This window comes from Stenotrophomonas sp. GD04024 (genome assembly GCF_029837545.1).
In the GTDB taxonomy this organism is placed as follows: domain Bacteria; phylum Pseudomonadota; class Gammaproteobacteria; order Xanthomonadales; family Xanthomonadaceae; genus Stenotrophomonas; species Stenotrophomonas forensis.
The window spans coordinates 30,029-53,375 of record NZ_JAOEDV010000024.1; the positions used below are offsets into that span (position 1 = coordinate 30,029).

A 23,347-nucleotide genomic window follows, 5' to 3' on the forward strand; every position below is an offset into this window, starting at 1 on the left:
GCAGACTGTCCACCCTCCATGGCAGCGTTGGAAGCGGGGCGGTCCAATGCCCCGGTGGCCGGCAAAATAGGGGAAATTCCGCCCCCTGTGCAAGCGGGCATGCGCGCGCGTGATACACAGTGTGACGTGTGATCGATGTGATAATCATTCGCGTTTGAGGTAGACTGCGGTCCCTTGTGAACCGGCGGCCGTGGGCCGCTTCTGCCGCCGCTGATGAAGCATTTCGTCCTGCCTTTGCGCCGGGGCCCGCTGGCCCGCTGCCTGGCCGCCTTGATGATGGGTCTACTCCTGGCTACTCCGTACGCCCATGCACAGCAGCGCAACCCGCTGCAGAAAATCGGCCACACCGTGCTCGACGAGCCGGCGGCCAGCTATCGCTTCGAGCATTTCGTGGTGGACAGCCCCGACCAGCAACGCCGCTGGCGGGTGAACGTGGCGATTCCGGCAAAGGCTGGCAAGGCGCCGCTGCCGGTGTTGTACGCGCTGGACGGCAATGCCGTGGCCATGGTGCTGGACCAGCCGATTCTGGCCGAGTTGGCGGCACGCAAGGCACCACCGGTGCTGGTGCTGATCGGCTACGACAACGACCTGCGCATCGATTCGAAGGCGCGCACCCGCGACTACACCGCGTGGATCGATCGCGCGGACGACGAGAGCGGCACGACCCAGGCGGTAGGAGGAGGCGCTGCAGCGTTCCTTGATGTGATCGAGCGGCGGATCAAGCCTGAGGTCGAGCGCCGCGCACGCATCGATGCGCAGCAGCAAGCGCTGTGGGGCCACTCGCTGGGTGGCCTGTTCGTGCTCAATGCGCTGTACACCCGTCCGGCGGCGTTCCAGTCCTACCTGGCGGCCAGCCCGTCGCTGTGGTGGAGCCAGGGTGCGGCGCTGGGCGATCCGGAACAGCAGTTCGTGCAGAACGTGCACGGCCAGCGCGCAAAGCTCTGGTTGATGCTGGGCGGCGCGGAGCGCATTGGTGACCGCGGCAAGCGCGACATGAACAACCCGCGCGTGGTCGCGCACCTGCGCCGCATCGGTGGTGCCACCCCGGACGCAGCGATGCAGCTGTCCGAGCGGCTGGGCAAGGTCCCCGGACTGAGCGTGCAGTACCGCGAGTTCGACGGCCTCGGCCACGGTCCGATGCTGCCGGCCTCGTTCCACGCCGCGCTGCACGAGTTGTATGGCGTGACCGATCGCAGCGCCGGCGACGGTGCTGCCCTTGGCGGTGACAACGCCGCCGAATGAATTCCCTCGCACGCGATGCCGTGCGACCCCACTACCCAGGCGAGGCTGCCGACGTGCAGCGGCCCAGGCAACCGATGACTCCCGCGCCACGTGGCGCGGCCTACGTGTGCAAGGAGCCTTCCATGTCGTTCCGTCCGTCTTTCCGTCTCACTTCCCTGGCCGCCGGCATGCTGCTGGCGGTGACCGCCACCGCGCAGCCGGTATTCGACCAGCCGGCCAATGCCACCTTCAAGGGCCAGGTCGTCTCACGCGGTGAGAACGTGGTTCCCGGCAGCACCGCCGACGTGGTCGGTCGCGGTTTCGTGCCGGGCCAGAAGGTCAGCCTGCTGCGCGGTGACGCTGTGCTCAACACGCAGCCGCTGGTGGTCGATGCCGATGGCAACTTCAAGACCCAGCTGAGCATTCCGGCCGATGCGGTGCCGGGCACCCACCCGGTGGTGGTGCGTGCCAGCCAGCCGGCCGCGGCCACGGTGCTGAAGCTGCGGGTCTCGCCGCAGCTGCCGCTGTCGGGCCAGGCGCAGTTCGCTACCCAGTCCAACAAGCTGGTGCCGGGCCTGTACCAGTCCGCCTACAGCGCCGCCAGCAACGCGGTGTTCGTGACCTCGGCGGTGGGCCGCCCGCCGGTGACCCAGTCGCAGCTGCTGAAGCTGGACCCGAAGACGCTGAAGGTGACCAAGGCGATCACCCCGGCGCAGGTGCCGGGCAGCACCAATGGCGCGGTGTATGCGGTCTACGGCGTCGGCGTGGATGACACCAACGGCAACGTCTGGGTCACCAATACCCGCCAGAACTCGATCGCGGTCTATCGCCAGAAGGATCTGTCACTGGTCCACCAGTTCCCGGTCGATGCGGTGCCGCACGCGCGCGACGTGGTGGTCGATGGTACCCACGGCAAGGTGTTCGCCTCGGCTACGGGTGAGGACCACCTGTCGGTGTTCGACGCCAAGACGCTCAAGGAGCTGCCGGCGGTGACGCTGGAGTCCGGCGTCGATGACGGCAAGTTCACCCCGATGAGCCTGGTGCTGGACGAGAAGGGCGGCAAGCTGTTCACCGTCAGCATCGGTACGCCGGAAGCGGCGGTGATCGACGTTGCCAGCGGCAAGGTCGACAAGGTCATCGACCTGGGCAATTCGATCAGCGCCTCCGGCGTCGCCTTCGATGCGGCACGCAACCGCCTGTACGTGGCCTCGCAGGGCACCGACAACCTGTTGATCGTCGATGTGGCGGCCGGCAAGGTGCTGCATGACGTGCCGGTCGGTGCCGGTGCACTGAACGTCGCCTTCGACGATGCCTCCGGCCTGGCCTACGTCAGCAACCGCGGCGCCGGTACCGTCACCGTGGTGAATGGCGACGGCAAGGTGGTCGCCAACCTTGATGGCGGCACGCTGCCGAACCATGTCCGCGCCGATGGCAAGGGCAATGTGTTCGCGGTGAACAAGTCGCGCGGTGCCGAAGACCCGAAGGGTGACCGCATCACCCGCATCACCCCGAAGCAGTAAGCCACCGGGCCGGGCGATGCGCGCATCGCCCGGCCAGCAAGGAGAACCTCCATGAACATCGCGTCCCGTCTGCGCCTGTGTGCGCTTCCCCTGGCTGTCTCGCTGGCGCTGTCCGCGTGCGGTGGCGCGCCGGCCCCGTCCGAGGGCCAGAAGCCTGCCGAGGCGCCGGCCGCCACGGCGGCGGCTGAAGGTGCCTTGCCGGCAGGCTGGCAGCGCGTGGCCGGTGCCGAGATGCCGGCCGTGCACGACCAGAAGGCGGTGCTGCCGGCCAAGGTGCATTCCGATGACGGCGCCGATATCGAGGTGGCCGACACCAGCCGCATCATCGCCGGTGGCGACGATGTCATTGCGGTGATCGAGGCGCTGGGCCTTGGCAAGCAGGTCTTCGCCGCGCCGACCAACACCACCACCCAGGCGGGCCTGGCCGCGCCGCACCAGTTCCTGTTCAACCGCACCACCGGCGTAGAGGGCGTGCTGAGCCTGCAGGGCTCGCTGTTCCTGGGCAACAGCCTGCGCCGCCATACCGAGCTGGCAAAGAAGCTGCGCGAAGTGGGCGAGCCGGCGGTGGTCATCGACGATCTGCAGCCGGCACCTGACAAGGTGCGCAAGGTCGCCGCTGCACTCGGGCTGGCCGAGGCAGGGCAGGCGCTTGCCACGCAGGTGCAGCGCCAGCTGGACGAGGCTGCAGCGATTGGCAAGGGCCTGGGCCATGCACCACGGGTGATCCACGTTTCGGCAACCGGCGCCGGCGGCGCGCCGACCGTGGCTGGTGCCGACAGCGCCTCGGCGCAGCTGATCGCACTGGCCGGTGGCGTCAACATCGGTACCGAAGCGGGGGTGAAGAACTACTCGCAGCTGAGCAACGAGGGCGTGGTCGCGGCAGCACCGGAGGTGATCCTGGTGACCGAGCATGACCTGCAGCTGTTCGGCGGCGCCGAAGGCCTGTGGAAGTCGTATCCGACGCTGAAGCAGACCCCGGCCGGGCAGGCCAATCGGGTCTGGGTGATGCCGGACGTGCAGCTGAAGTACACCAGCGTCGGTTCCGGTGCCGGTGCGCTGGCGCTGGCCAAGGCCCTGGCGGCGTTGCCGAAGGCATGAGTCCGGCGGATCGGCGCCGCCGTCGCGGGCGGATGATGTTGATGGTGGCGTTGCTGGCACTGCTGGGGGCGGTGCTGGCGTCGTTTGCCGTGGGTCCGTTGCGGTTGCCGCCGTTGGAGGTGGTGCAGGCGTTGGGGGTGAAGCTGGGCCTGCTTGATCCGCAGGCGGTCAGCAGTCGCGACCTGGCCGTGGTCTGGCAGCTGCGTATCCCGCGTGCGCTGCTCGGTGCGATGGTCGGCGCATCGTTGGCGATGGCCGGGGCCAGCCTGCAGGGCCTGTTCGGCAATCCCCTGGCCGATCCGGGCATCGTTGGCGTCAGCCAGGGCGCGGCGCTGGGTGCGGTGGCCGCCATCGTGCTCGGCGCTGCCGGTGCGGCGGGTTGGCTGGTGCCGGTCGCCGCATTCGTTGGCGGCGCGCTGGCGATCGGCCTGACCTACGCGTTGGCGCGCCCGGGCAAGGGCAGTGGCAATGCCACGCTGCTGCTGGTCGGCATCGCAATGGCCGCGTTCTGCTCGGCGCTGATCGGCTTCCTGGCCTACATTGCCAGCGAAAGCGAACTGCAGTCGCTGGTGTTCTGGCAGATGGGTTCGCTGGCACGCGCCAACTGGGCCGATGTGGCAGCGGTGGTGCCGCTGTTCGCGATCGGCGTGTTCGCGCTGCAGCGCCTGGCCACACCCCTCGACATGCTGGCGCTGGGCGAACGCCAGGCGCAGCACCTCGGGCTGGATGTGACCCGCACGCGTCGCCGCCTGGTCGCGTTCAGTGCGCTGCTGGTGGGCGCGGCGGTGGCCTTTGCCGGTTCGATCAGCTTCGTTGGCCTGGTGGTGCCGCACGTGGCGCGCCTGCTGGTCGGCCCCGGCCATCGCTGGCTGCTGCCGTTGTCCGGCCTGCTGGGCGCACTGCTGATCGTGGTGGCCGACACCGCGGCGCGCACGCTCGACCCGCCGGCGGAGATTCCGCTGGGCCTGTTCTCGGCTGCGCTGGGCGCGCCGTTCTTCCTCTGGCTGGTGCTGCAGCAGCGCCGCAAGGCCGCACCATGAGCGTGCTGTTGAAACTGCACGAGGTCGTGGTGCGCCGCCAGCAGCGCGAGATCCTGCATGGCATCTCGCTCGCATTCGAGCCGGGGACGGTGACCGCGCTGGTGGGCCCGAATGGAGCGGGTAAATCCACGTTGCTGGCGGTGGCGGCCGGTGATCTTCGCGCCGATGCGGGCGAGGTGAGCCTGCGCGGCAAACCCTTGGCAGGCTACAAGGCGGGGCCGCTGGCACGCGAGCGCGCGGTGATGCCGCAGGAGCACGGCGTGCGTTTCGCCTTCAGCGTGGAGGAAGTGGTGGCGATGGGGCGCCTGCCGCACCCGCCGGATCCTGTGGCGGATGACGCTCACGTTGAAGGTGCCATCGATGCCGCCGAACTGCAGGCGCTGCGCCTGCGCGAAGTGCAGCAGCTGTCCGGTGGCGAGTCCGCCCGCACCACGTTTGCGCGAGTACTGGCGCAGGACACGCCGCTGCTGCTGCTGGATGAGCCGACCGCCGCACTGGACCTGCGCCACCAGGAGCGCACCCTGCGCAGCGTGCGTGCCTGCGCCGAAGCCGGGGCCTGCGTGATCGTAGTACTGCACGATCTGAATCTGGCCGCCGGTTATGCCGACCGCATCGTGCTGCTGGAGCAGGGCAGGGTGGCCGCAGATGGCACGCCGCTGCAGGTGCTGACCGAGGACAACCTGCAGCGGGTCTACCAGCAGGATGTGGTGGTGCTGCAGCATCCGCGACGTGGTGTGCCGCTGGTGGTGGTGACCTGAGACGGGGGCTACCGCGATCCCGTGAGACGCAGGTACATGCCGGCGGCAACTATTATGGCGAACGGAATCCACAGCAGGGCAAATGATGCATAAGCCCAGGCCCGGGATCTGCGTGCGGCCGCCAGGCTGAGTTCAGCCTGGCCCGCGAGATGAAGTGACGCGGCTTTGTTTGCGTAGACGATGGCAATGATTGCAGTCAGCCAGTTGCCCAGCAGAAGTGACGCCCATGCAAGCCGTGATGGGTCATTGGGGAACTTTTCTGTCGGTTTGCTCATGTGCGCCGCCTCGGGATAGGGTCGGCGCATGTTCACTTGCCGCTGTCATTGGCGGTATACAAGAAGTACGAAAATCGTACGATCAGGCGTCATCTCCATGCCGCCCGTGACGTATCTGGCTTCCTGTCAGCAGTTGCTGCAACGGCAGGACGCACACCGCCCAACGAGGAGGCCGCGGAAGTCCGTGCACCGGCTTTACTTCTTGGATGCACTGCCGCATTGATGGGCCTTCATCGAAAATTCGTAGAAGGTGTTGAACGTGGGCATGGTGATGGACAGGTTCTGGGGTAAGCGGCTGGCTGCGTTCTGTGTGGCTGTCGGCCTCTCATTCTCAGCCCAGGCGCAACAGGACACGTCATCGATTCTTTCCCGCTTGTTGCAGTGTCAGCTGGCTCACCGGGAGCTGGACGCTTTCACTGGCCGGATCGCAGCGGGCGACCTCGCCGATTTCACCCAGAGCGATGCGGGCGTTGGCGCGGCACTGATGCTCTGGAAAACCCGGACGTCCACGACGGCGTGGGGAGAGTCGTCGTCGCTAGTGCATGTGTCGGGTCGCCAGGAGATGCTTCTTGCCATACCGGTTCCGATCGGCGAGGAGATGGCACGGGGGATGTCCATTGCCAAGCGCATTGGAGGCATGTCGTCGCGCTGGAATGCCGAGGCCATGGAAAGAGAGCATGGCTGGAAAGGCCTCAATCTCTACAGAACGCTTCCGGACAATCGACACATACGGTTGATTGTCGATCTGTCCTATTCGCCGGGGTGGGTGACGGTAGGCTGTACCTATGGCGAGATGAGCTGATCCGGGGTTGGGATGGGGCTGTCGAGTCTCGTTGGCATATCATGGCGTGCTCGAATCCCTCAATGGACTGACCCCATGTTCCGTACCGCTCCGCGCGGCGTGCTGCTTGCCGCCCTGCTTGCTTCCGTGTGCGCCGCCAACGCGGCTGCCACCTCTCCGGTATCACTGACCGATGCAGCCGAGAACGCCTCGTTGATCGAAACGCGGCATTCAGAGGGTAAGGGTGGCGCCGTTACGTTGTTGAAGACGCAGTACTTCGCCAACGAGGAAATGTCGGTGAGCTGGGATGACCAGCAGGTCCTGGTGTTGTGCAAGGAAGCGGCCTATCTCAAGTTGCCTGCGGGCAAGGCGGATGTCGGTTCGCTGACGACCGAGCAGCGGCAGATGATTGTCTACCAGGCACTGATGTCGGGATTGGGTGCGGTGGCAGGAGTGATCGGGCCGGCAGGCGAGGTGGTGGCGGTCGCGGATGACGGCAGCGAAACCCGTGGCGTTGGCGAGAACACGTGGGCCTACGGCGTCGAACGCCATGAGGTTATGACCCAGCGCATGCCGGATGGCGCGCTGCGGGTCCGGGTGCGCAAGACCGAGACCGTGAACAACGCCAAGCCCGCGTCGCCGGACGACATGTTCAGCACCGAGGACGACCAGGCGGCGAGATTGTCCGAGCTGGTGCCGGTCGGCAGCTGGACCGAGGTGGTGATCCATGGCGGCCCGCGCCAGGCGCAGGTGGATCCGGGGATGTCGCTGAAAGGATGGGTCTCGATGGGGGATGACCGTGCGGCGACCGTGGCGGAGGCCCGCTCGCTGCATGGGTGCAAGTAAGGCGCCAGGGACCGATTGCAGCCACCCCATGGGTGGGTCTGTAGTGGTGCGCATCGTTCCATCAATGTATGCAATATTCACTTGCGCGCCAGATTGGCAGGTCTAGAATGCGCCCCATGAACCGGATGCCGCTCCTGAAGTTTTTCACCCTGACCCGCGCAAGCGCGGAACGGGCGTGTCTGCCTGGAGCCCCACGAGGCCGTTGAGACGGCCATCGCTGGACCTTCGACAGAGCGCCCTCCGGGGCGCTCTTTTCGTTTCCGCAGTTCCATTCCCCGTAACCCGATGTACCGCAAGGAGAACGTGCCATGCACCAGATCGCCGAGACCGAACGCTAGCCGCGCGCCCTGTCGCCAACCGGGGTGCGCGGCCCCCGAAGTTGGCTTTGCAGGAATCTCTTCATGAACACCCAGACCCTTTCCCGTCGCCGCAACCTCGGCATCATTGCCCACATCGACGCCGGCAAGACCACGCTGACCGAACGCCTGCTGTGGAAGAGCGGCGAGATCCATCGCGTCGGCGAAGTGCACGACGGCAATGCGACCACCGATTTCTCGGCGATCGAGCGCGAACGTGGCATCACCATCGGCGCCGCTGCCGTGCAGGCGCAATGGTCGCCGCGCGACCTGCCGTCGCATCGGCTGACCCTGATCGACACCCCCGGCCACATCGACTTCGCCATTGAAGTCGAGCGCTCGCTGCGCGTGCTCGACGGCGCCGTGGCCGTGTTCTCGGCGGTGGATGGCGTGCAGCCGCAGTCCGAGACCGTGTGGCGCCAGGCGCGACGCCACCGCGTGCCGCTGATTGCCTTCGTCAACAAGATGGATCGCGTCGGTGCTTCCTTCGAGCGCGTGCTGGAGCAGCTGCAGGACAAGCTGCGCGCGCGACCGTGGGCGCTGGGCGTGCCGCTGGGCAGCGAGAGCGACTTCAACGGCTGGGTCGATCTGGTCGATGAGCGGGTGCTGCAGTGGCACGACGGTGCTGCGGCGACGATCACCCCATGGGACGACGCAGCGCGCAGGCAGTGGCAGGCGCAACGCGATGCGCTGGTCGAGGCCGTGGCCGACCACGATGAAGCACTTGCCGATGCCTGGCTGGAAGGCCGCGTGATCGATGCGGAGCAGCTACGTGCAGCCATCCGGCGCGCAACGTTGGCCGGTGCCGGTGTGCCGGTACTGGCCGGCGCGGCGTTCAAGGACAAGGGCATCGAGACGTTGCTGGATGCGGTGGTCGATTACCTGCCATCGCCGCTGGATCGGCCTGCCGTGGTCGCTGAAAGCGAGGACGGCGAAGTGGTGCTGCCGCCGGATCCGGACGGTCCACTGGCCGGCCTGTTGTTCAAGATCACCCACCAGCAGCACGGTGCGCTGAGTTTCGTGCGGCTGTACTCGGGCACCTTGAAGGTCGGCGATGCGGTGGCCAGTTCGCAGCATCCGCAGGGACGGCGTGTGAGCCGCCTGGTGCGGGTGCAGGCCGACCAGACCCACGACATCGAACAGGCCGTGGCCGGTGACATCGTCGCGGTGCTGGGCTGGAAGGATGCGGTCAGTGGCGAAACGCTGAGCGGCCGTGCGCAGCCGTTGCGCCTGGAGAACATCCAGGCACAGGCGCCGGTGCTGGCATGGCGGTTGGAGCCGGCGCGTGCCGCCGACCTGATCCGGATGGCGCAGGGGCTGGCCAGCCTGGCCCAGGAGGACCCGTCGTTCGGCGTCGAAACCGATCGCGATACGGCCGAAACCCTGGTCTGGGGCATGGGCGAGCTGCACCTGGAGGTGATGGTCGAGCGCCTGCGCAGCGAATGGAAGGTCGAGGTGGGCGTGGGCGCGCCGCGCGTGGCCTACCAGGAGACGCCGATGCGTGCAGTGGCCGGCGTGGTCGGCCGGCTGGTCAAGCAGACCGGCGGCCAGGGGCAGTTCGCGCAGGTGGTGCTGGACGTGGCGCCGCGCGAGGACGGTGAGGTCGTGTTCAACGATCGCATCGTCGGTGGCGTGGTGCCGCGCAGCTTCATCGCGGCGGTGGAGAAGGGCGTGCGCGCTGCACTGTCGGAAGGCCCGCAGGGACATCCGGTGGTCGGCATCGAGGTCAGCCTGGTCGATGGACAGACCCATGCCAAGGATTCCTCGGAAATGGCGTTCCATCGCGCCGGCGCCGAGGCGATCAAGGCGGCACTGGCAGAAGGCGGCACGCAGCTGCTGGAGCCGGTGATGGCGGTGACGGTACATTCGCCCTCGGCGTCGGTGGGCGACGTGGTCGGCGACCTCAATCGCCGTCACGGCCGCATCGCCCGCATCGAGGACCAGGACGGTCGCGCCGAGGTCAGCGGATTCGCACCGTTGGCGCAGCTGGTGGGCTACACCACCTCGCTGCGTTCGCTCAGCCAGGGGCGGGCCAGCAGCGAGGCGCATCTGCACGGTTACGAGCCCGTACGCGCTGCATGAGGAAGGTGAAGGGAGCCCGTTCGCGGGCTCCCTTTTTTGCGTGGGCCACGGTGAGGCATCCACGCGTGGCGTGGTTCTGCTGCCGGAGGCGTGATGCATTTGCACTGCATTGCAACAAAACTGCAGAAAAAGCTGGATTAAAGTGATGCCTCACGATAAATTGCGCACCCCCCGTTGCTCGCCGCCGCCCGCACCCCGCCCATGCGTGATGACAAAGACCCCGGAACCCTGGAGCTGACCCTGCCGCGCAAGCGCGGTCGTCCGCCCAAGTTCGGGTACGCAATGAGTGATGCACAGCGGGCTGCGCGCTACCGTGCGCGCAGGGCAGGGCAGGCCAATCACGCCGATGTGCGCTCGTGCTCGGACATGGTGCTGCTGGACAAGATCCGCGCTGCGGTGAGCGCCCGTGATACCGAACTGGCCGGTTTTCTCGTCCACGTGCTGTGGCAGCGATACCCCCTGCAGCTGAAATAGGCCCTCGCCGGGGTGGCCCTTGTCATCGAGCTTGTTGATAATGCGGGATTCAGGTTGTTCCCGCTGGCGCGCCCGGGATGGCAGGCGCGCATGATCGAACGGTTCCCAAGATGACCACCACCAGCGACACCACCACCGAAGCGGCGCCGAGCGGCGCCCCCCTGTTCTACACCCGTCCGGTGCCGCTGCAGGCCGATGTGCACGCCGATCTGCGCGTCCTGCCGGGCAAGCTCGAATTCGCCGCCGGCAACAACGCCATTCCGCTGGTGCTGGGCGAATTTTCGCTGGCGCTGCACCACTTCCCGATCCTGTTCGCTGGCCCGACCGCGGTGCCGATGGCCGCCGTGGGTGTGTCGGAAGAAAACCTGTTCATCAAGGACGGCCTGTGGGAAGACGAGGCCTACATCCCGGCCTACCTGCGTCGCCATCCCTTCATCTTCATCGACACCGGTGCGGACAACGATTTCCTGCTGGGCATCGATGAAGAGAGCCCGCGCGTGGTCAAGGGCGGTGACGAAGGCCAGCCGCTGTTCGTCGACGGCAAGGCCACCGACATGGTGCAGCAGGCGCTGGAATTCTGCGGCCAGTTCACCCGTGAGCACGAGCAGACCCAGGCCTTCTCCAAGGCCCTGATCGACAACGGCCTGCTGGTCGAGCGCAACGCCACCGTGCGTACCCCGGATGGCCGCGAGTTCAACCTCAATGGTTTCCAGGTGGTCGACGTCGAAAAGTTCGTTGCGCTGCCGGAAGCCACCGTGGTCGAGTGGCACCGCAGCGGCTGGCTGGCGCTGATCCACCAGCACCTGATGTCGCTGGGTCGCTTCAATGACCTGACCCGTCGCCAGGTCCAGCGCCTGGCCGCCTGATCAGTTGGCAGGCATGGCTTCCGCAGTGCGGGAGCCATGCCAGTGCCACAGCAACTGCAGCAGTCGACGCGCGTCGATCCAGTCCGTCGCGGCATCATGACCCAGTTCCCACAGATCGGCCGCGATGTCGGCCTGGACAGCGGCGCCACAGATCTGAAGTGTCCCTTGCAGGCGGTGCGCATGATGGCGCATGGCCCTTGCATCGTGATCGGCCAGCGCCCGCTCGATGCCTTCCAGTTCGCCGCGGATATCGGCCAGATGGACGTGGTCCAGCGCTGCCAGGGGCGTGCGGGCTGCAATACCGGTGATGGGCGTCAGCTGCAGCGCCTGCAGCAGGTGCGCAACCTGCAGGGGTTTGGTCAGAACGGCGTCGAATCCGGCCTTGCGCGAGCGCGCCAGGTGCCTGCGCCCGGTACGGGCGGACAGCGCCACCAGCCGCAGCGGCCCACTGGCCTGGCTGCGCAGTTGCTGCGCCAGTGCGTAGCCATCCATGCCCTGCAGGCCGATATCCAGCAGCACGATCCGGCGCGGGCTGCGGCTCTGCTCGTCCAGCGCGCCTGCCGCGTCGGCAACGGCACGCACGCTCGCACCGAACCGACGCAACTGCTCGGCGATGATCTGCCGGTTCAATGCATGGTCTTCAACCAGCAGAAGGTCGAGGCCGGCAAGTGGACGGCCGGCGGCAGGGTACTCTGCGGGCGCAACATCGTCGCCGGCGGCCTGTACCGGCAGGCACAGGGTGAAACGGCTGCCGCGTCCCACGACGCTGTGCACGGTGAGGTCGCCGCGCATGGCGCGGGCCAGTTCGCGGGCGATGGAAAGGCCCAGGCCGCTGCCGCCGCGCATCTGGCCGTCCTCGCCCTGCTGGAAGGCGCGGAACAGCCGCCCGACGTGGCGGGCATCAATGCCGATGCCGCTGTCGATCACATCCAGCACCAGTGCCCGGGGCTGGACCGGCGGCATCAGTTGCACGCGCAGATCGATGCCGCCCACATCGGTGAACTTCACCGCGTTGCCAAGCAGGTTGTCGACAATCTGCCGCAGTGCTTCTGCATCGAGTGCGATCGTCGGCGCAGGGTCGGGGCTGCAGTCGAATCGAAGCTGCAATCCCTTCAGCCGGGCCTGTGGCCGGATCGCGTCCAGCGATTGCTGGCAGAGAGACGCCACATCGCAGGCGCCCACATGTGGCTTGAAGCCGCCGCCGGCCAGGCGCGAGAAATCCAGTGACCGGTTCAACAGGCTGCGCAGCGAGCGCCCGGCCGCCGTGGCGGCCGCCAGCAGTTCGCGCTGGCCGCTGGCCAGGGGAGACCGGCCCAGCAGGTCGATCGACATCAGCATCGCCTGCGCCGAATTGCGCATCTCATGGCTGACCATGCCTGCCGCGCGAGCATGGCGACGGCGTTCGCGCCTGGTGCGACGGGCCGCGACGTGCCACAGGATAGGCAGGCCGGCCAGTACTGCGATCAGGGCCAGAAGCCAGTGCGGCGGTGGCATGCGCATCTGATCGAACATGCGCTGGATCGAGGCGGGCAGTGCCTGCCGGGCCCAGAGCTGCAGCAGGCCGGCATGCTCTTCCAGCGTAATGTCCTGCAGTGCCTGGTCGATGCGCGCCAGCAGTTGGCGGTCAATGCTGCGCACCAGCAGGTACAGGTCGGTGGAGAACGCGCTTTCGAAGGGCTGCAGTTGCAGCGTGCCGCCGAAGTGTCGCCGGATCATCGGTTGCAGTGTCGATTCCAGGCCAATTGCGACATCGGCAGCGCCGGTTTCAACGGCCACCAGTGTTGCGTGCCGATCGGGCAGGTGCAGCAGGCTTAGGTGTGGATGATGCGCCTGCAGCCACTCGGCGTACGGCCCGCCATTGACGACGGCCAGTGTGCGTCCTTCCAGTTGTGCAACATCGTGCGGGAGGCGCCTCCGTTCCGGCCGGCCAGGACGGTCCTGCCGCCGCGGAAGGGAGTGGAGGCAACAAGGTTGGCGCAGGGCTGGTGCAGTGGCCTGACCGCGCCGATGACCAGTACCAGGTCGGCATCGCCCCGGCATACCGCGACTACCGACGAGCCCGTGCTGGGGTAGGGGTGTTCGGTGAAGCGCAGCTGGGAATGGCGTGCCACAAGCGTGGCGTAGCCGTGGGCAAGGGTGGGCAGCGGCGCCGTATCAGCCAGCGCCGGTGGCAAGGGGCGCAGCGAGGGCGCGGTGGCCACGCGGACCTCGCGGCCCGCCGCCCATCGTTGCGACGGTGCATCCCCGGCCGAGACCGTCGGCAACAGGAGCAGGGCCAGCAGCAGGGCAGGGGCGAAGCGCAGGCGGTGGCGCCGGCTCACAGTGCCTCCAGCTGATGTCGCATGGCATAGATCTCTGCATCGTTGCGCAGGCCCAGCTTGCGTAACGCGGATTTCTTCTGTGTGCTGACCGTCTTGATGCTGCGATGGCGCAACTGGGCGATCTCCGAGACGGTAAGGCCGGCCAGCAGCAGGTGAAGCACTTCACGTTCGTTGCGGCTGAGATCTTCGCCGTCTGCCGGATGCCGGCAGTCGGGAGGCAGCCGGTCCAGCCCCAGCGACACGCGTACGATTGCCTCGGACAGCAGTGGCAGCGGCTCGGCCTTGCTGACCACGCCGCTGACGCCAGCGTCGATCAGGGGGCCGATGTGGATGCTGGGCGACAGGGTGGCGAAGGCCAGCAGGGGGATGGCGGGGAACGTCGCGCGCAGCAGCTCCACCAGCGCCATGCAGTCGCGGTCCCCGCGCGCCAGAGTGAGGTCGATGATGGCCACATCCACCGGCGTTGCATGCAGGTCCTGGATGAACGCGTCGCTGTGGCCGTGGCTGGCAACAATGCTGAAGCGGGCGTCCTGGGACAGGTGCAGTGCGGTACCGCGACGGACCACTTCGTGATCGTCCAATAGTGCCAGGCGCAACAGGCGCGGTGCAGGATATCCATTCATGCGCACAGAGGTGGTCAGCGCCCCGCGGGCGTGGCGATCATTCTGGCGCCGTTGTCATGCCGCACATTGAATTTGTCGGATTTTTGCGATTATTCCTAAGTTTCGATCGTCAATGAATATCGAACCAGGCAATGTTCATTGATGGTGGCGATGCATCGACGGTCAGGCCGAGGGTCCGCGCGGCCTGTGTGCGGCGGGCGCCATCAGTACGGTCAGCAGCAGGGGGTCGCCCTGCGTGCCGGCGTCGAGCGCGGTGGCCTCAAGCGCTTCGATCAATGCGTTGATGCGGGCGAGTTGCTCGTCATCGGCGCGGAAGGACAGGTGCCTGACCGCGCAGTTGCGCTGTGGCCCTTCAAAGCGGGCGGCGGCCTGGGTGGCGGCCGAGGCGAACGCGCGCAGGGTGGCGGCGACCACGCGTGTCGCCACGCGGACAAGGCTCCGCCGGCCGGATGGGGTGCGCACCGCGTCGCGGGAGGACAGCCGTGTTGAGGCCGCCGCGTAGACGGCTTCGGGGCGGCGGCCGGTGTCGCGATGTTCGGTGATGTGCACCAGGCCGTGCTTCTGCAGGTGCGCCAGGTGGTGGTAGAGCGCGGTGGCGGGGCGGCCCAGGCGCTCGGCCAGTTCGCGGATGCTGGCCGGACCCTCCGCGTCCAGGCGCTGCAGTATCGCCATCCGTGCGGGCGAGGCCATCGCGGCAAGCTGGGCGGGTGTCAGCTTGAGCGGTGCTGGGCTGGAGTGGCTTGCAGTGGCGGATTTCATAATTCAAACTATAGTTCAAATTTGAATAATAGGGGCGGGAATGCGCACGGCACGCTTTTGGATGGCCCTGGCGGGCCTGCTGCTGGTGACGATCGGCAGTGCCCGGCCCGCTGTTGCCACGGAAGGGCCGCGCGGCGATGCCGCGAGCAGGGCGAGCGCCCCACTGGATGCGGCCGCGATCCAGGGGATCGACCGCGGCGTCGGCCAGGTCATGCGCCGCTTCAGTGTTCCCGGTGCGGCGGTGATGGTGCTCCAGGACGGGCGCTTGATTCACGCCAAGGCCTATGGCCAGCGCGACCTGGCGCGGGACCTGGCGGTGCGCACCGACACGCCGTTCGAGATCGGCTCGATCACCAAGCAGTTCACCGCCGCTGCGGTCGTGCAGCTGCAGGAGGCCGGCAAACTCAGCCTGGATGATCCGCTGGCCAGGTACCTGCCGGACGCCCCGCACGCGCATGAGGTGACCCTGCGCCAGCTGCTGTCCCACACCAGCGGCCTGCACGACTATTTCGACGGGCCCGAACAGGAGGTCGATGCCCTGGTGACGCAGCCGATTGCGTTTGATCGGCTGATCGCGCGCATCCGCGATCGTCCTCTCGATTTCGCGCCGGGCAGCCGCTGGTCGTACTCCAATACCGGGTACATCCTGCTCGGCCGGGTGATCGAGGTGGTATCGGGCGAGCGTTACGTCGACTACGTGCGCCAGCATCTGCTGGAGCCGCTGGACATGCGGCACACCTTCACCCTCGCCGATACGGAGCGACTGCAGGACATGGCGGTGGGGTACCGGCACGAGGCGGGCGTCCTGCGCCGATCACCCTGTTTCCACCCGGACTGGAGTGGCGCTGCCGGCTTTCTGGTCAGTACGCTTGACGATCTCGCGCGCTGGGATCGTGGCCTGAGCGGGGGGCGGGTGGTCAGCCAGGCCGGCTACCGCGAAATGATCACGCCGGTTCACACCGCTGAGGGCGGTAGCGCCGACTATGGGCTCGGGTTGTTCGTCAATGCGGTCTACGGCCAGGCCAGGATCGGCCATACCGGCGGCTCGCAGGGGTTCACCACCGCCGACGAGTACTTCCCCGCGCTTGGGCTGCGCATCATTGCTTTCACCAATCTGGGGGACAAGACGCCGGAGGCCGGCATCACGCTGACCAATGCGGTCTTCAGTGCGCTTCATCCCGCCATCGTCGCTGCGTGGAGCCAGCCCGCGCCTGGCGAAGACGCTGCCGTGACGGCACGGGCACGGGCCACGTTTGAACAGTTGCAGGCCGGGCACGGTTATGCGGATTTCAGCGCGAACCTGCGTACAAGGCTGGAGGCGGGGCTGGGTGCCGGGTTGGCGAAGGCGGTCGGGCCCTATGGCAAGCCGGACGCCCTGGTCTTCAAGGGCACGCAGGCCAGCGAGAAGGGCACGATGTACCGCTACGTGGCGACGTTCGGCGCCGGCGTCTTCATGCCCTACATGATCCGCCCCGACGAAGAAGGCAGGGTTGCAGGGTTCGCGCTGGATTGAGTGCCGGGAGCGGCTGCCTCCTGTGGGTGCGCTGGATTGCGAGGGGCACCTTCCGGCCCCGGCGATGCAATGGCGGGGCTGCCGCTGATGGCTTGCTGCACGGCTCGCTGCAGCTTTTCGAGATGGAATGGCTTGGCAACGAACGGGGCGCCGCGATGCCTTGCCGGCACCAGCTGGTCATAGACCGCCGACACGAACAGATAGGGCACTCCGAGCGCGGCCAGGCGATCGGCGACCGGGAACACCACGCCGTCGCGCAGCTCGATATCCAGCACGGCGCCGTCGAACTGCCGGGTGTCGAGCAGGCCCAGTGCATCGAACACGCTGTAGGCATGCGTGACCTGGTCGCCCTCTTGCTGCAGCGCCTGCTCCATCAGTGTGGCCAGGTCGAACTGGTCCTCCACCAGCAGCAGGTTGCAGATGTGCGGGCGGGATTCGGGATGCATGCCGGTGGTGCCTGTTTCACATGGGGAACCGCAGTGTGCGACCTGCCGCATCAACAGCGTGGATGCGCAGTGTCAGCCTGGTGCGAAGTGCTGGGCGAGCGGCCACGCAGGGGCGTAGCAGGGGGTCATCGCACCGACTGCGGCACCCGTCGCAGCTTCCGCGTGTCATAGCCCATTGCCGCGATGCGTTGCACCGCCTGCTGGTAGTCGCTGTCCGAGACCTGTGGCGTGCGCGCCATGAACCACACATAGTCGCGCTTGCTGCGCGCCACGATGGTCTGGCGGTAGTCATCAGCCAGCCAGGCGATGATGTACTCAGCCTGGATCGGCCAGATGAACTGCATGCCCCAGACGGCGCCGTTTCCTTCCTTTTCGACCCGGCCGATGGGATGCATCGACTTCTGTGGCGCGTCAAAGCTGCCCTTGCGATAGGTGAAGGTGGTCTGGATGCGCCCATCGGGCCGCAGTGCGTAACTCTCGACCGCATCGAACGCCTCGCGCTCGGGACGCGAGGGAATGTGGGCGATCACGTACCAGTCGCCCATGAAGCGCGGCACGTCCACCGATGGCGGGCGCGGCAGGGGGCGTGTGTCATTGGAACTGCAACCGGTACCGAACAGTCCGACCGCCAGCAGCGGGAGCAACGGGAAAATGCGCATGCGACACCTCAGCGTGGACGGAACAGGTAATGGGCCACCAGCCACTGCTGGCCATCGTCGTAGCCGAACAGCTCGGCGCAGGCCATCCAGAACATGCGCCAGCGCTGCCACCAGATCCGTGCGGCCGCTTCGCCGTAGGTAGCAACCAGCACCGGCATCACGCGGTCGCGGGCCGCATCCTGGTTGGCCAGCCAATGATCGGCGGTGCGCTGGTAATGGGTGCCATCGATCAGCCAACGCTGCTCCAGCTGCAGGTCGCGCTGGAAGTGCAGCAGGGTATCGGCGGCAGGCATCAGCCCGCCGGTGAAGAAATGCCGGCCCATCCAGTTGTCGCCGCCGTCGGTCTCGAACGGATACATCAGCGTGCGGTGCGCGAAAATGTGCACGAAAAGCGCGCCGTCCGGCTTCAGCCACTGCGCGATGCGCGCGAGCAGGCGCTGGTAGTTGCGCACGTGTTCGAACATTTCCACCGAGACGCAGCGGTCGAACTGCGCGTGTGGCAGTTCCAGCTGGTTGACGTCGCGGGTGAGCACCTCGACGTTGTGCAGCCCTCGCGACGCGCACTGCGCCAGGATGTGCTGGCGCTGGCTGTTCGAGTTGGACACGGCGGTGATCCGGGCGAGCGGATAGCGCTCGGCCATCCACAGGGTCAGCGAGCCCCAGCCGCAACCCAGCTCCAGGATGTGCTGGCCATCGGCCAGCCCGGCACGTTCGCCGTACAGGGCCAGCATTGCGTCTTCGGCCTGGTCCAGCGTCTCGTTGCCGGTCGGGTAGTAGCAACTGCTGTACTTCAGCTGCCTGCCCAGGCAAGCCTGGAAGAAGGCGGCGGGCACCTCGTAGTGCTGGCGGTTGGCGGCATCGGTATGCAGCGCCAGTGGGCTGTCGGCCAATTCGGCGATGCGGCGGTTGAAGCGGGCCGACTGGCCCTCGATGCCGCCCTCGGCTTCCTCGTGCAGGCGCTGCGCGCACAGGCGCCGGATGCCGGCGCGCAAGGCTGCATCTGGAACCCAGCCGCGCTCGGCCCAGGCGATCAGCCCGCTCTCACCCGCTTCGGTGGGGTTCTGTGACGGGATCGCGTTCATGCGGAATGCTCCTTGGAAGGGCGTGGGAACCAGGGGAAGAACATCGGGGTCGTGCGCTGATACTCGCGGTAGTCGTCGCCGCGGCTGCGCAGGGCCTGCTTTTCGGTGAACGGAATACCGCTGAGGTAGCGCAGGAACACATACATCAGCAGCGGCCCAAGCCAGGCCATCCACCACAGTGGCGAACCCACGGCCAACAGCACGTAGGTGAACCAGTGCAGCCATTCGAAGAAATAGTTCGGGTGCCGCGAGTAGCGCCACAGGCCATCCCGGCAGGTGCGGCCCTTGTTGGCCGGGTTGGCGCGAAACCGGGCCAGCTGGCGGTCGGCCAGCGCTTCACCCCCCACGCTGAGCAGCCAGACCCCCGCAGCGGCCACGATCCAGATCGTCAGCCCCGGCCGTGGGTTGGCCGCGACGGCTACGAAGGGCGGGGCGAACAGGATGATCAGCAGGGCCTGGGCCATGAAGAAACCGAAGATCTTTCCCTGGTGGCCGTGCCAGTGCTCGCGCAGGTAGCGATAGCGTCCGTCCTCCGCTTCGTGACGGACCCGGTGCCACAGATGCAGGGCGAGGCGGCCGCCCCACATGCCGCCGAGCGCGCCCAGTGCCACCCGTGGCATCAGCGCGCCATCGCCGAGCAACGCAAGCAACAGTGCAGATGCACCGACGCCCTTGGCCCACAGCACATCGACTACACCGATGTTTGTGTGGCGGCGTTGCCAGGCCCAGCCCCAGCTCATTATCAGCACGGCGTACAACAGCACCCATAACAGGTCGATCATGACGGCGCTCCAGCGAGGGGTGGCTGTGGCGCGCCGCGCGATCCGAGCCGGGCACGGCTGCACAGCAGGGAAAGCGCGATGCTCCAGCCAATGCCGAGCACGAGCAGGCCGTGCCATGCCGGCGCTGCGAACCGCACTGCGTCAAAGCCGCGCGCAGCAGAGAGGTAGGCCAGTGGCGCCAGCAGCAGGCCGAACAGCATCGGCAGCGCGGCGTGCCGCTGCAGGAAGCGCATCGAAGTGGTCAGCGTCATCGCGAACGCCGCCCACAGCGCCATGATCCACGGCGGCGGCGCCCAACCGAACGCGGCGGCGGCATAGCGCACCGTGCCGCTGGCCGCTGCACTGGCGTCGACCAGCCAGGCGCAGGCCAGCGCCCATGCCAGCAGCCGGAGGTCCAGCCTCGGCTGCGGGGACGTGAGCAGCTGGCTGCCGACGTACAGCGACGCAGCCAGCAATGCGGGCCATTGCCAGCCGCGGCCAGCACCGGCCACGGCGCTCAGCCAGACCAGTTGGTTACCGAGCAGGTTGGCCCAGAAGCGACCCATCTCAGTGCCCGCCGTCCGCATCCGTGATCGGCCGATGGCCGGGGCGCGCCAGCAGCAGGTGCGAGACACCGATCGAGCGCTCGAGGAAGCCGCCCTCGCAGTACGCCAGGTAGAACTCCCACAGCCGGCAGAAGCGCGCGTCGAAGCCTTGTGCCTGCACCGCGGGCAACTGCGCCAGGAAGCGCTGGCGCCAGGCGCGCAGGGTCAGCGCATAGGAGTGCCCGAAATCCTGCTGGGCGATCAGTTGCAGGTCGCTGGCTCGGGTCTTGGCCGCCATGATCGCGTTGATCGATGGAATGAAACTACCCGGGAAGACGTAGCGTTTGATGTAGTCGACGCTGCGCCGGGCCTGCTCGTAGCGGTGATCCTCGATGGTGATCGCCTGCAGCAGGGCCACGCCGTCCGGCTTCAGCAGGCGCTGCAACGTGGCCATATAGGTGTCCAGATACTCGGCGCCGATGGCTTCGATCATCTCGATCGAGACCAGCTTGTCGAACTGGCCCTGCAGGTCGCGGTAGTCCTGCATCAGCAGGGTGACCCGGTCCTGCAAACCGGCGGCCTGCACGCGTTCTGCGGCCAGCGCATGCTGTTCGGCGGAAATGGTGGTGGTGGTGACGTGGCAGCCATAGTGCGTAGCGGCATGCACGGCGAAGCCGCCCCAGCCGGTGCCGATCTCCACCACGCGATCGCCAGGGCTGAGCCGCAGCTGCTGGCAGATGCGGTCCAGCTTGCGCCGCGAGGCCAATTCGAGCGATTCGCTTTCATCGGAGAACAGCGCCGAGGAGTACATCAGGTCCGGCGACAGGAACAGGGCGAAGAAGTCGTTGCCGAGATCGTAGTGCGCGGCGATGTTGCGGCGGCTGCCTTCACGGCTGTTGCGGCGCAGGCGGTTCCAGCCGCGCAGCAGCCAACCGCCGACGCGGGCCGGGCCGTGTTCCATGCTGTCGAGAAGATCGCGGTTGCGTACCAGCAGCCGTATCAGCGCGACCAGATCGTCGCAGCGCCATTCACCGTTGATGTAGCTCTCACCTGCGCCGACGCTGCCTTGCGCGGCGACCTTCCTGTAGAACGCCGGGTCGTCGATGGTGACGGTGACATGCAGTTCGCCCCGGGCATCGCCGAGCCAGACTTCGCCGAGCGCGTCACGCACACACAGCCGGCCCTCGCGCAGCGGGGCGAGCTGGGCCAGCAGGCGGCGGCGAAGAAAGGCATCCAGTGCGCCCGGGCGCGGCAGCGCGACCGAAGGAGTCATCGAGTTCATCGCGGTTTCCCGGCAAGGTTGGGGTGGTCGTGGACGGGGTTGCGCTTCAGCCACAGGCGCAAGGCCTGCCAGTGGATGGCGGCCACCACCTGCAGCGTCATCAGCGGATAGCAGGCAAGCACCCGGGCCAGGCCGGGGCCATCCAGTGCGCGGCGCTGCATGGCCTGGGTGGCATCGAACTGGCGGACACCGTCGCGCGAGACCTGCATGTGCACGCGCAGGTCCTCGCCGGGCACGTTGAAGCGCCAGTCATAGCGGCAGTCCATCGGCATGAAGGGCGAGACGTGGAAGCCCTTGTCGAACTGCCAGCGCAGCGAGGTACCTTCATGGGTGGCCGTGGAGACCGGCAGCACATAGGCATGCCGTTCCTTCCACGGGGTGTTGGTGATCTCGGCCACGATGCAGTCCAGGGTGCTTCCATCGGGCTGGTAGCAGTAATAGAAGCTGACCGGATTGAACACATGCCCGGCAAAGCGCAGGTGGGTAAGAAGGCGCACCGGGCCGGCAGGCCGGAAGCCGAGGGTGGCCGCGGCGTGGTCGCGGACTGCATCGGCCAGTGGCCGCGTGGAATCACCGAAGTAGTCGCTGCGGCGGAATTCGGCCAGGTTGCGCCGATTGATCGACCACAGCCAGCGGCCAGCGAACACCGTATCGAGCTCGTCCAGGTCGAGCAGCAGTTGCGCTATCGGGTAACGGAACGCATGCGGGTGCGGGTGATGCCGCCGGTGCATCACCTGCCCGAAATAGAGCGCGCTGGCGCTCATGCCGCGACCTCGCCGGCCGCCGGCAGCAGCCGGTGTGGCTCGCAGGCACGCAGCGCATCGACCACGCGCCGCGCACTGCGGATTCCATCCTCATGAAAGCCCCAGCCCCAGTACGCGCCTGCGAACCAGGTGTGGCGACGGCCCTGCAGCTCGGGCCAGCGCTGCTGGGCCCGGATGGCTGCGTGGTCGTGCACCGGGTGGGCGTAGTGCAGCGTGCGCAGGACCTTGCTCGGGTCGATCGCCTCGCTGCGGTTGAGCGTCACCACCAGCGGCGTGTCACCGGGCAGTCCCTGCAGCAGGTTCATGCAGTAACTGACCGTGCAGGGTGCAGACGGGTCACGCGGCACATGCGCGTTCCATGCGGCCCATGCCTTGCGATTGCGCGGCAGCAGCGTTGCGTCGGTGTGCAGCACCGCTTCGTTGGGCTGGTAGCGGATGGCAGCGAGCACCTCGCGCTCGACAGGGTCTGCGTCACCCAGCAGCGCCAGCGCCTGGTCGCTGTGACAGGCCAGGATCACCTCATCGAAACCCTCCACGCCGGCCGCACTATGCACGCGCGCACCCCACGGCATGCGCTCGACCGAATGCACCGGGCACTGCAGCCGCTCACGCACGCGCCAGCGGGCGCGCAAGGCATCGACATAGCGCGCCGAGCCGCCACTCACCACGCGCCAGGGCGAGCGCCCGGTCATCTGCAGCATCTGGTGGTTGGCCATGAACTGGGCCAGGTAGCGGGCCGGGAACTCCATCACCGAGCGGGTGGGGGACGACCACAGCGCCGATGCCATCGGCAGCAGGTGCTCTTCGATGAATGCCTGGCCGTAGCGCTGGGCATGCAGGTACTGGCCCAGGGTGGGGCCTTCATCCTCGCCCAGCAGCAGGGGCGCGTCCCGGTAGAACCGGCGCAGGTCGGCCAGCATGCCCCAGAACCGGGGTGACAGCAGGTTGCGGCGTTGGCAGAACAGCCCATCCAGCGAGGTGGCGTTGTACTCCACCCCGCTGCGCTCGCTGTGCAGGGAGAAGCTCATCGTCGTAGGTTGGGAGGCCACGCCCAGTTCGTCGAACAATGCCGTCAGCAGCGGGTAGTGCAACGGATTGAAGACGATGAAGCCGGTGTCCACCGCCATCTGCAGGCCATCGACCTGTACGTCGTGGGTATGGGTGTGGCCGCCCAGATAGTCGTTGGCCTCGAACAGCGTGACCTCGTGTTCGCCGTCCAGCCACCAGGCGCTGGCCAGGCCCGCAATACCGGAGCCGATGATCGCGATGCGCATG

The 23,347-nt window shown here is 67.2% G+C and carries 21 protein-coding genes and 2 pseudogenes; 11 read left to right on the forward strand and 12 right to left on the reverse strand.

The window, feature by feature from the left end; genetic code table 11:
- Window positions 1-213 precede the first annotated feature (213 nt).
- The 5 genes from N7590_RS10235 to N7590_RS10255 all read left to right on the forward strand — a co-directional run bounded on the left by N7590_RS10235 (window position 214) and on the right by N7590_RS10255 (window position 5,637).
- A complete protein-coding gene (locus tag N7590_RS10235) occupies window positions 214-1,242 on the forward strand; it encodes an alpha/beta hydrolase-fold protein (protein WP_164240875.1) in 1,029 nt (342 codons plus the stop codon).
- Between the two features lie 122 nt (window positions 1,243-1,364).
- Window positions 1,365-2,741, forward strand: a complete 1,377-nt coding sequence (locus N7590_RS10240) for a YncE family protein (protein WP_164240874.1) — start codon at window positions 1,365-1,367, stop codon at window positions 2,739-2,741.
- 51 nt (window positions 2,742-2,792) lie between these two features.
- Complete coding sequence (locus N7590_RS10245; RefSeq protein ID WP_053449709.1) at window positions 2,793-3,839, forward strand: ABC transporter substrate-binding protein; 1,047 nt, start codon at window positions 2,793-2,795, stop codon at window positions 3,837-3,839.
- Window positions 3,836-4,879: an iron ABC transporter permease gene (locus tag N7590_RS10250; RefSeq protein WP_164240872.1), complete on the forward strand. Its 1,044-nt coding sequence runs from the start codon at window positions 3,836-3,838 to the stop codon at window positions 4,877-4,879. The genes N7590_RS10245 and N7590_RS10250 overlap by 4 nt, the downstream gene beginning before the upstream one ends.
- Window positions 4,876-5,637 (forward strand): heme ABC transporter ATP-binding protein, encoded by a 762-nt coding sequence (locus N7590_RS10255; RefSeq protein ID WP_053449711.1) that lies wholly within the window; start codon window positions 4,876-4,878, stop codon window positions 5,635-5,637. The genes N7590_RS10250 and N7590_RS10255 overlap by 4 nt, the downstream gene beginning before the upstream one ends.
- Before the next feature lie 8 nt (window positions 5,638-5,645).
- Here the strand turns inward: N7590_RS10255 and N7590_RS10260 are convergent, their stop codons facing one another.
- Window positions 5,646-5,942, reverse strand: a complete 297-nt coding sequence (locus N7590_RS10260) for a CD225/dispanin family protein (protein ID WP_164240871.1) — start codon at window positions 5,940-5,942, stop codon at window positions 5,646-5,648.
- Window positions 5,943-6,171: 229 nt separating this feature from the next.
- Between N7590_RS10260 and N7590_RS10265 the strand changes: the two genes are divergently transcribed.
- The 5 genes from N7590_RS10265 to N7590_RS10285 all read left to right on the forward strand — a co-directional run bounded on the left by N7590_RS10265 (window position 6,172) and on the right by N7590_RS10285 (window position 11,317).
- Window positions 6,172-6,714, forward strand: a complete 543-nt coding sequence (locus N7590_RS10265) for a hypothetical protein (RefSeq protein WP_164240870.1) — start codon at window positions 6,172-6,174, stop codon at window positions 6,712-6,714.
- Window positions 6,715-6,789: 75 nt separating this feature from the next.
- Entirely contained in the window at window positions 6,790-7,539 is a 750-nt protein-coding gene (locus N7590_RS10270; RefSeq protein ID WP_164240869.1) for a hypothetical protein, read from the forward strand.
- A gap of 401 nt (window positions 7,540-7,940) precedes the next feature.
- Window positions 7,941-9,977, forward strand: a complete 2,037-nt coding sequence (gene fusA, locus N7590_RS10275; protein WP_164240868.1) for an elongation factor G — start codon at window positions 7,941-7,943, stop codon at window positions 9,975-9,977.
- Window positions 9,978-10,178: 201 nt separating this feature from the next.
- On the forward strand, window positions 10,179-10,451 hold the full coding sequence (locus tag N7590_RS10280) for a hypothetical protein (RefSeq protein WP_005409616.1): 273 nt from the start codon (window positions 10,179-10,181) through the stop codon (window positions 10,449-10,451).
- A 110-nt stretch (window positions 10,452-10,561) separates the two neighbouring features.
- Window positions 10,562-11,317: a SapC family protein gene (locus N7590_RS10285; protein WP_053509026.1), complete on the forward strand. Its 756-nt coding sequence runs from the start codon at window positions 10,562-10,564 to the stop codon at window positions 11,315-11,317.
- Here N7590_RS10285 and N7590_RS10290 read toward each other — a convergent pair.
- From N7590_RS10290 to N7590_RS10300, 3 genes and pseudogenes are all read right to left on the reverse strand, one after another.
- A pseudogene (locus N7590_RS10290) lies at window positions 11,318-13,638 on the reverse strand (ATP-binding protein).
- Window positions 13,635-14,261 carry a response regulator transcription factor gene (locus N7590_RS10295; RefSeq protein ID WP_053451300.1) on the reverse strand — a complete coding sequence of 209 codons (627 nt, stop codon included), beginning with the start codon at window positions 14,259-14,261 and terminating at the stop codon, window positions 13,635-13,637. The pseudogene N7590_RS10290 and the gene N7590_RS10295 overlap by 4 nt, the downstream one beginning before the upstream one ends.
- A 162-nt stretch (window positions 14,262-14,423) precedes the next feature.
- The gene (locus tag N7590_RS10300; RefSeq protein WP_164240866.1) at window positions 14,424-15,020 is read right to left on the reverse strand and encodes a helix-turn-helix domain-containing protein; all 597 of its coding nucleotides are present in this window, start codon (window positions 15,018-15,020) and stop codon (window positions 14,424-14,426) included.
- 40 nt (window positions 15,021-15,060) lie between these two features.
- Between N7590_RS10300 and N7590_RS10305 the strand changes: the two genes are divergently transcribed.
- A complete protein-coding gene (locus N7590_RS10305; RefSeq protein WP_164240865.1) occupies window positions 15,061-16,533 on the forward strand; it encodes a serine hydrolase domain-containing protein in 1,473 nt (490 codons plus the stop codon).
- Between the two features lie 92 nt (window positions 16,534-16,625).
- Here N7590_RS10305 and N7590_RS10310 read toward each other — a convergent pair.
- From N7590_RS10310 to N7590_RS10345, 8 genes and pseudogenes are all read right to left on the reverse strand, one after another.
- Window positions 16,626-16,979 (reverse strand): annotated as a pseudogene (locus tag N7590_RS10310) (response regulator); the annotation flags it as partial.
- 125 nt (window positions 16,980-17,104) lie between these two features.
- Window positions 17,105-17,638: a lipocalin family protein gene (locus N7590_RS10315; protein WP_164240864.1), complete on the reverse strand. Its 534-nt coding sequence runs from the start codon at window positions 17,636-17,638 to the stop codon at window positions 17,105-17,107.
- 8 nt (window positions 17,639-17,646) lie between these two features.
- A complete protein-coding gene (locus N7590_RS10320) occupies window positions 17,647-18,720 on the reverse strand; it encodes a cyclopropane-fatty-acyl-phospholipid synthase family protein (protein WP_053509033.1) in 1,074 nt (357 codons plus the stop codon).
- A complete protein-coding gene (locus N7590_RS10325; RefSeq protein WP_164240863.1) occupies window positions 18,717-19,502 on the reverse strand; it encodes a DUF1295 domain-containing protein in 786 nt (261 codons plus the stop codon). The genes N7590_RS10320 and N7590_RS10325 overlap by 4 nt, the downstream gene beginning before the upstream one ends.
- Window positions 19,499-20,047 (reverse strand): DUF2878 domain-containing protein, encoded by a 549-nt coding sequence (locus N7590_RS10330; RefSeq protein ID WP_164240862.1) that lies wholly within the window; start codon window positions 20,045-20,047, stop codon window positions 19,499-19,501. The genes N7590_RS10325 and N7590_RS10330 overlap by 4 nt, the downstream gene beginning before the upstream one ends.
- 1 nt (window position 20,048) lies before the next feature.
- Window positions 20,049-21,308, reverse strand: coding sequence for a cyclopropane-fatty-acyl-phospholipid synthase family protein (locus N7590_RS10335; protein ID WP_164240861.1), 1,260 nt, complete (start codon window positions 21,306-21,308; stop codon window positions 20,049-20,051).
- Window positions 21,305-22,072, reverse strand: a complete 768-nt coding sequence (locus N7590_RS10340; RefSeq protein WP_164240860.1) for a DUF1365 domain-containing protein — start codon at window positions 22,070-22,072, stop codon at window positions 21,305-21,307. Before N7590_RS10340 ends, N7590_RS10335 begins: the two co-directional genes overlap by 4 nt.
- Entirely contained in the window at window positions 22,069-23,346 is a 1,278-nt protein-coding gene (locus N7590_RS10345; RefSeq protein ID WP_279935446.1) for an FAD-dependent oxidoreductase, read from the reverse strand. The genes N7590_RS10340 and N7590_RS10345 overlap by 4 nt, the downstream gene beginning before the upstream one ends.
- Window position 23,347 lies beyond the last annotated feature (1 nt).

What these genes read in the sequence shown, in the direction of transcription:
- N7590_RS10235 (WP_164240875.1), top strand. Translation starts at nt 214, where the DNA reads ATGAAGCATTTCGTCCTGCCTTTGCGCCGGGGCCCGCTGGCCCGCTGC.
- N7590_RS10240 (WP_164240874.1), top strand. Translation starts at nt 1,365, where the DNA reads ATGTCGTTCCGTCCGTCTTTCCGTCTCACTTCCCTGGCCGCCGGCATG.
- N7590_RS10245 (WP_053449709.1), top strand. Translation starts at nt 2,793, where the DNA reads ATGAACATCGCGTCCCGTCTGCGCCTGTGTGCGCTTCCCCTGGCTGTC.
- N7590_RS10250 (WP_164240872.1), top strand. Translation starts at nt 3,836, where the DNA reads ATGAGTCCGGCGGATCGGCGCCGCCGTCGCGGGCGGATGATGTTGATG.
- N7590_RS10255 (WP_053449711.1), top strand. Translation starts at nt 4,876, where the DNA reads ATGAGCGTGCTGTTGAAACTGCACGAGGTCGTGGTGCGCCGCCAGCAG.
- N7590_RS10260 (WP_164240871.1), bottom strand. Translation starts at nt 5,942, where the DNA reads ATGCGCCGACCCTATCCCGAGGCGGCGCACATGAGCAAACCGACAGAA.
- N7590_RS10270 (WP_164240869.1), top strand. Translation starts at nt 6,790, where the DNA reads ATGTTCCGTACCGCTCCGCGCGGCGTGCTGCTTGCCGCCCTGCTTGCT.
- fusA (WP_164240868.1), top strand. Translation starts at nt 7,941, where the DNA reads ATGAACACCCAGACCCTTTCCCGTCGCCGCAACCTCGGCATCATTGCC.
- N7590_RS10280 (WP_005409616.1), top strand. Translation starts at nt 10,179, where the DNA reads ATGCGTGATGACAAAGACCCCGGAACCCTGGAGCTGACCCTGCCGCGC.
- N7590_RS10285 (WP_053509026.1), top strand. Translation starts at nt 10,562, where the DNA reads ATGACCACCACCAGCGACACCACCACCGAAGCGGCGCCGAGCGGCGCC.
- N7590_RS10295 (WP_053451300.1), bottom strand. Translation starts at nt 14,261, where the DNA reads ATGAATGGATATCCTGCACCGCGCCTGTTGCGCCTGGCACTATTGGAC.
- N7590_RS10300 (WP_164240866.1), bottom strand. Translation starts at nt 15,020, where the DNA reads ATGAAATCCGCCACTGCAAGCCACTCCAGCCCAGCACCGCTCAAGCTG.
- N7590_RS10305 (WP_164240865.1), top strand. Translation starts at nt 15,061, where the DNA reads ATGCGCACGGCACGCTTTTGGATGGCCCTGGCGGGCCTGCTGCTGGTG.
- N7590_RS10315 (WP_164240864.1), bottom strand. Translation starts at nt 17,638, where the DNA reads ATGCGCATTTTCCCGTTGCTCCCGCTGCTGGCGGTCGGACTGTTCGGT.
- N7590_RS10320 (WP_053509033.1), bottom strand. Translation starts at nt 18,720, where the DNA reads ATGAACGCGATCCCGTCACAGAACCCCACCGAAGCGGGTGAGAGCGGG.
- N7590_RS10325 (WP_164240863.1), bottom strand. Translation starts at nt 19,502, where the DNA reads ATGATCGACCTGTTATGGGTGCTGTTGTACGCCGTGCTGATAATGAGC.
- N7590_RS10330 (WP_164240862.1), bottom strand. Translation starts at nt 20,047, where the DNA reads ATGGGTCGCTTCTGGGCCAACCTGCTCGGTAACCAACTGGTCTGGCTG.
- N7590_RS10335 (WP_164240861.1), bottom strand. Translation starts at nt 21,308, where the DNA reads ATGAACTCGATGACTCCTTCGGTCGCGCTGCCGCGCCCGGGCGCACTG.
- N7590_RS10340 (WP_164240860.1), bottom strand. Translation starts at nt 22,072, where the DNA reads ATGAGCGCCAGCGCGCTCTATTTCGGGCAGGTGATGCACCGGCGGCAT.
- N7590_RS10345 (WP_279935446.1), bottom strand. Translation starts at nt 23,346, where the DNA reads ATGCGCATCGCGATCATCGGCTCCGGTATTGCGGGCCTGGCCAGCGCC.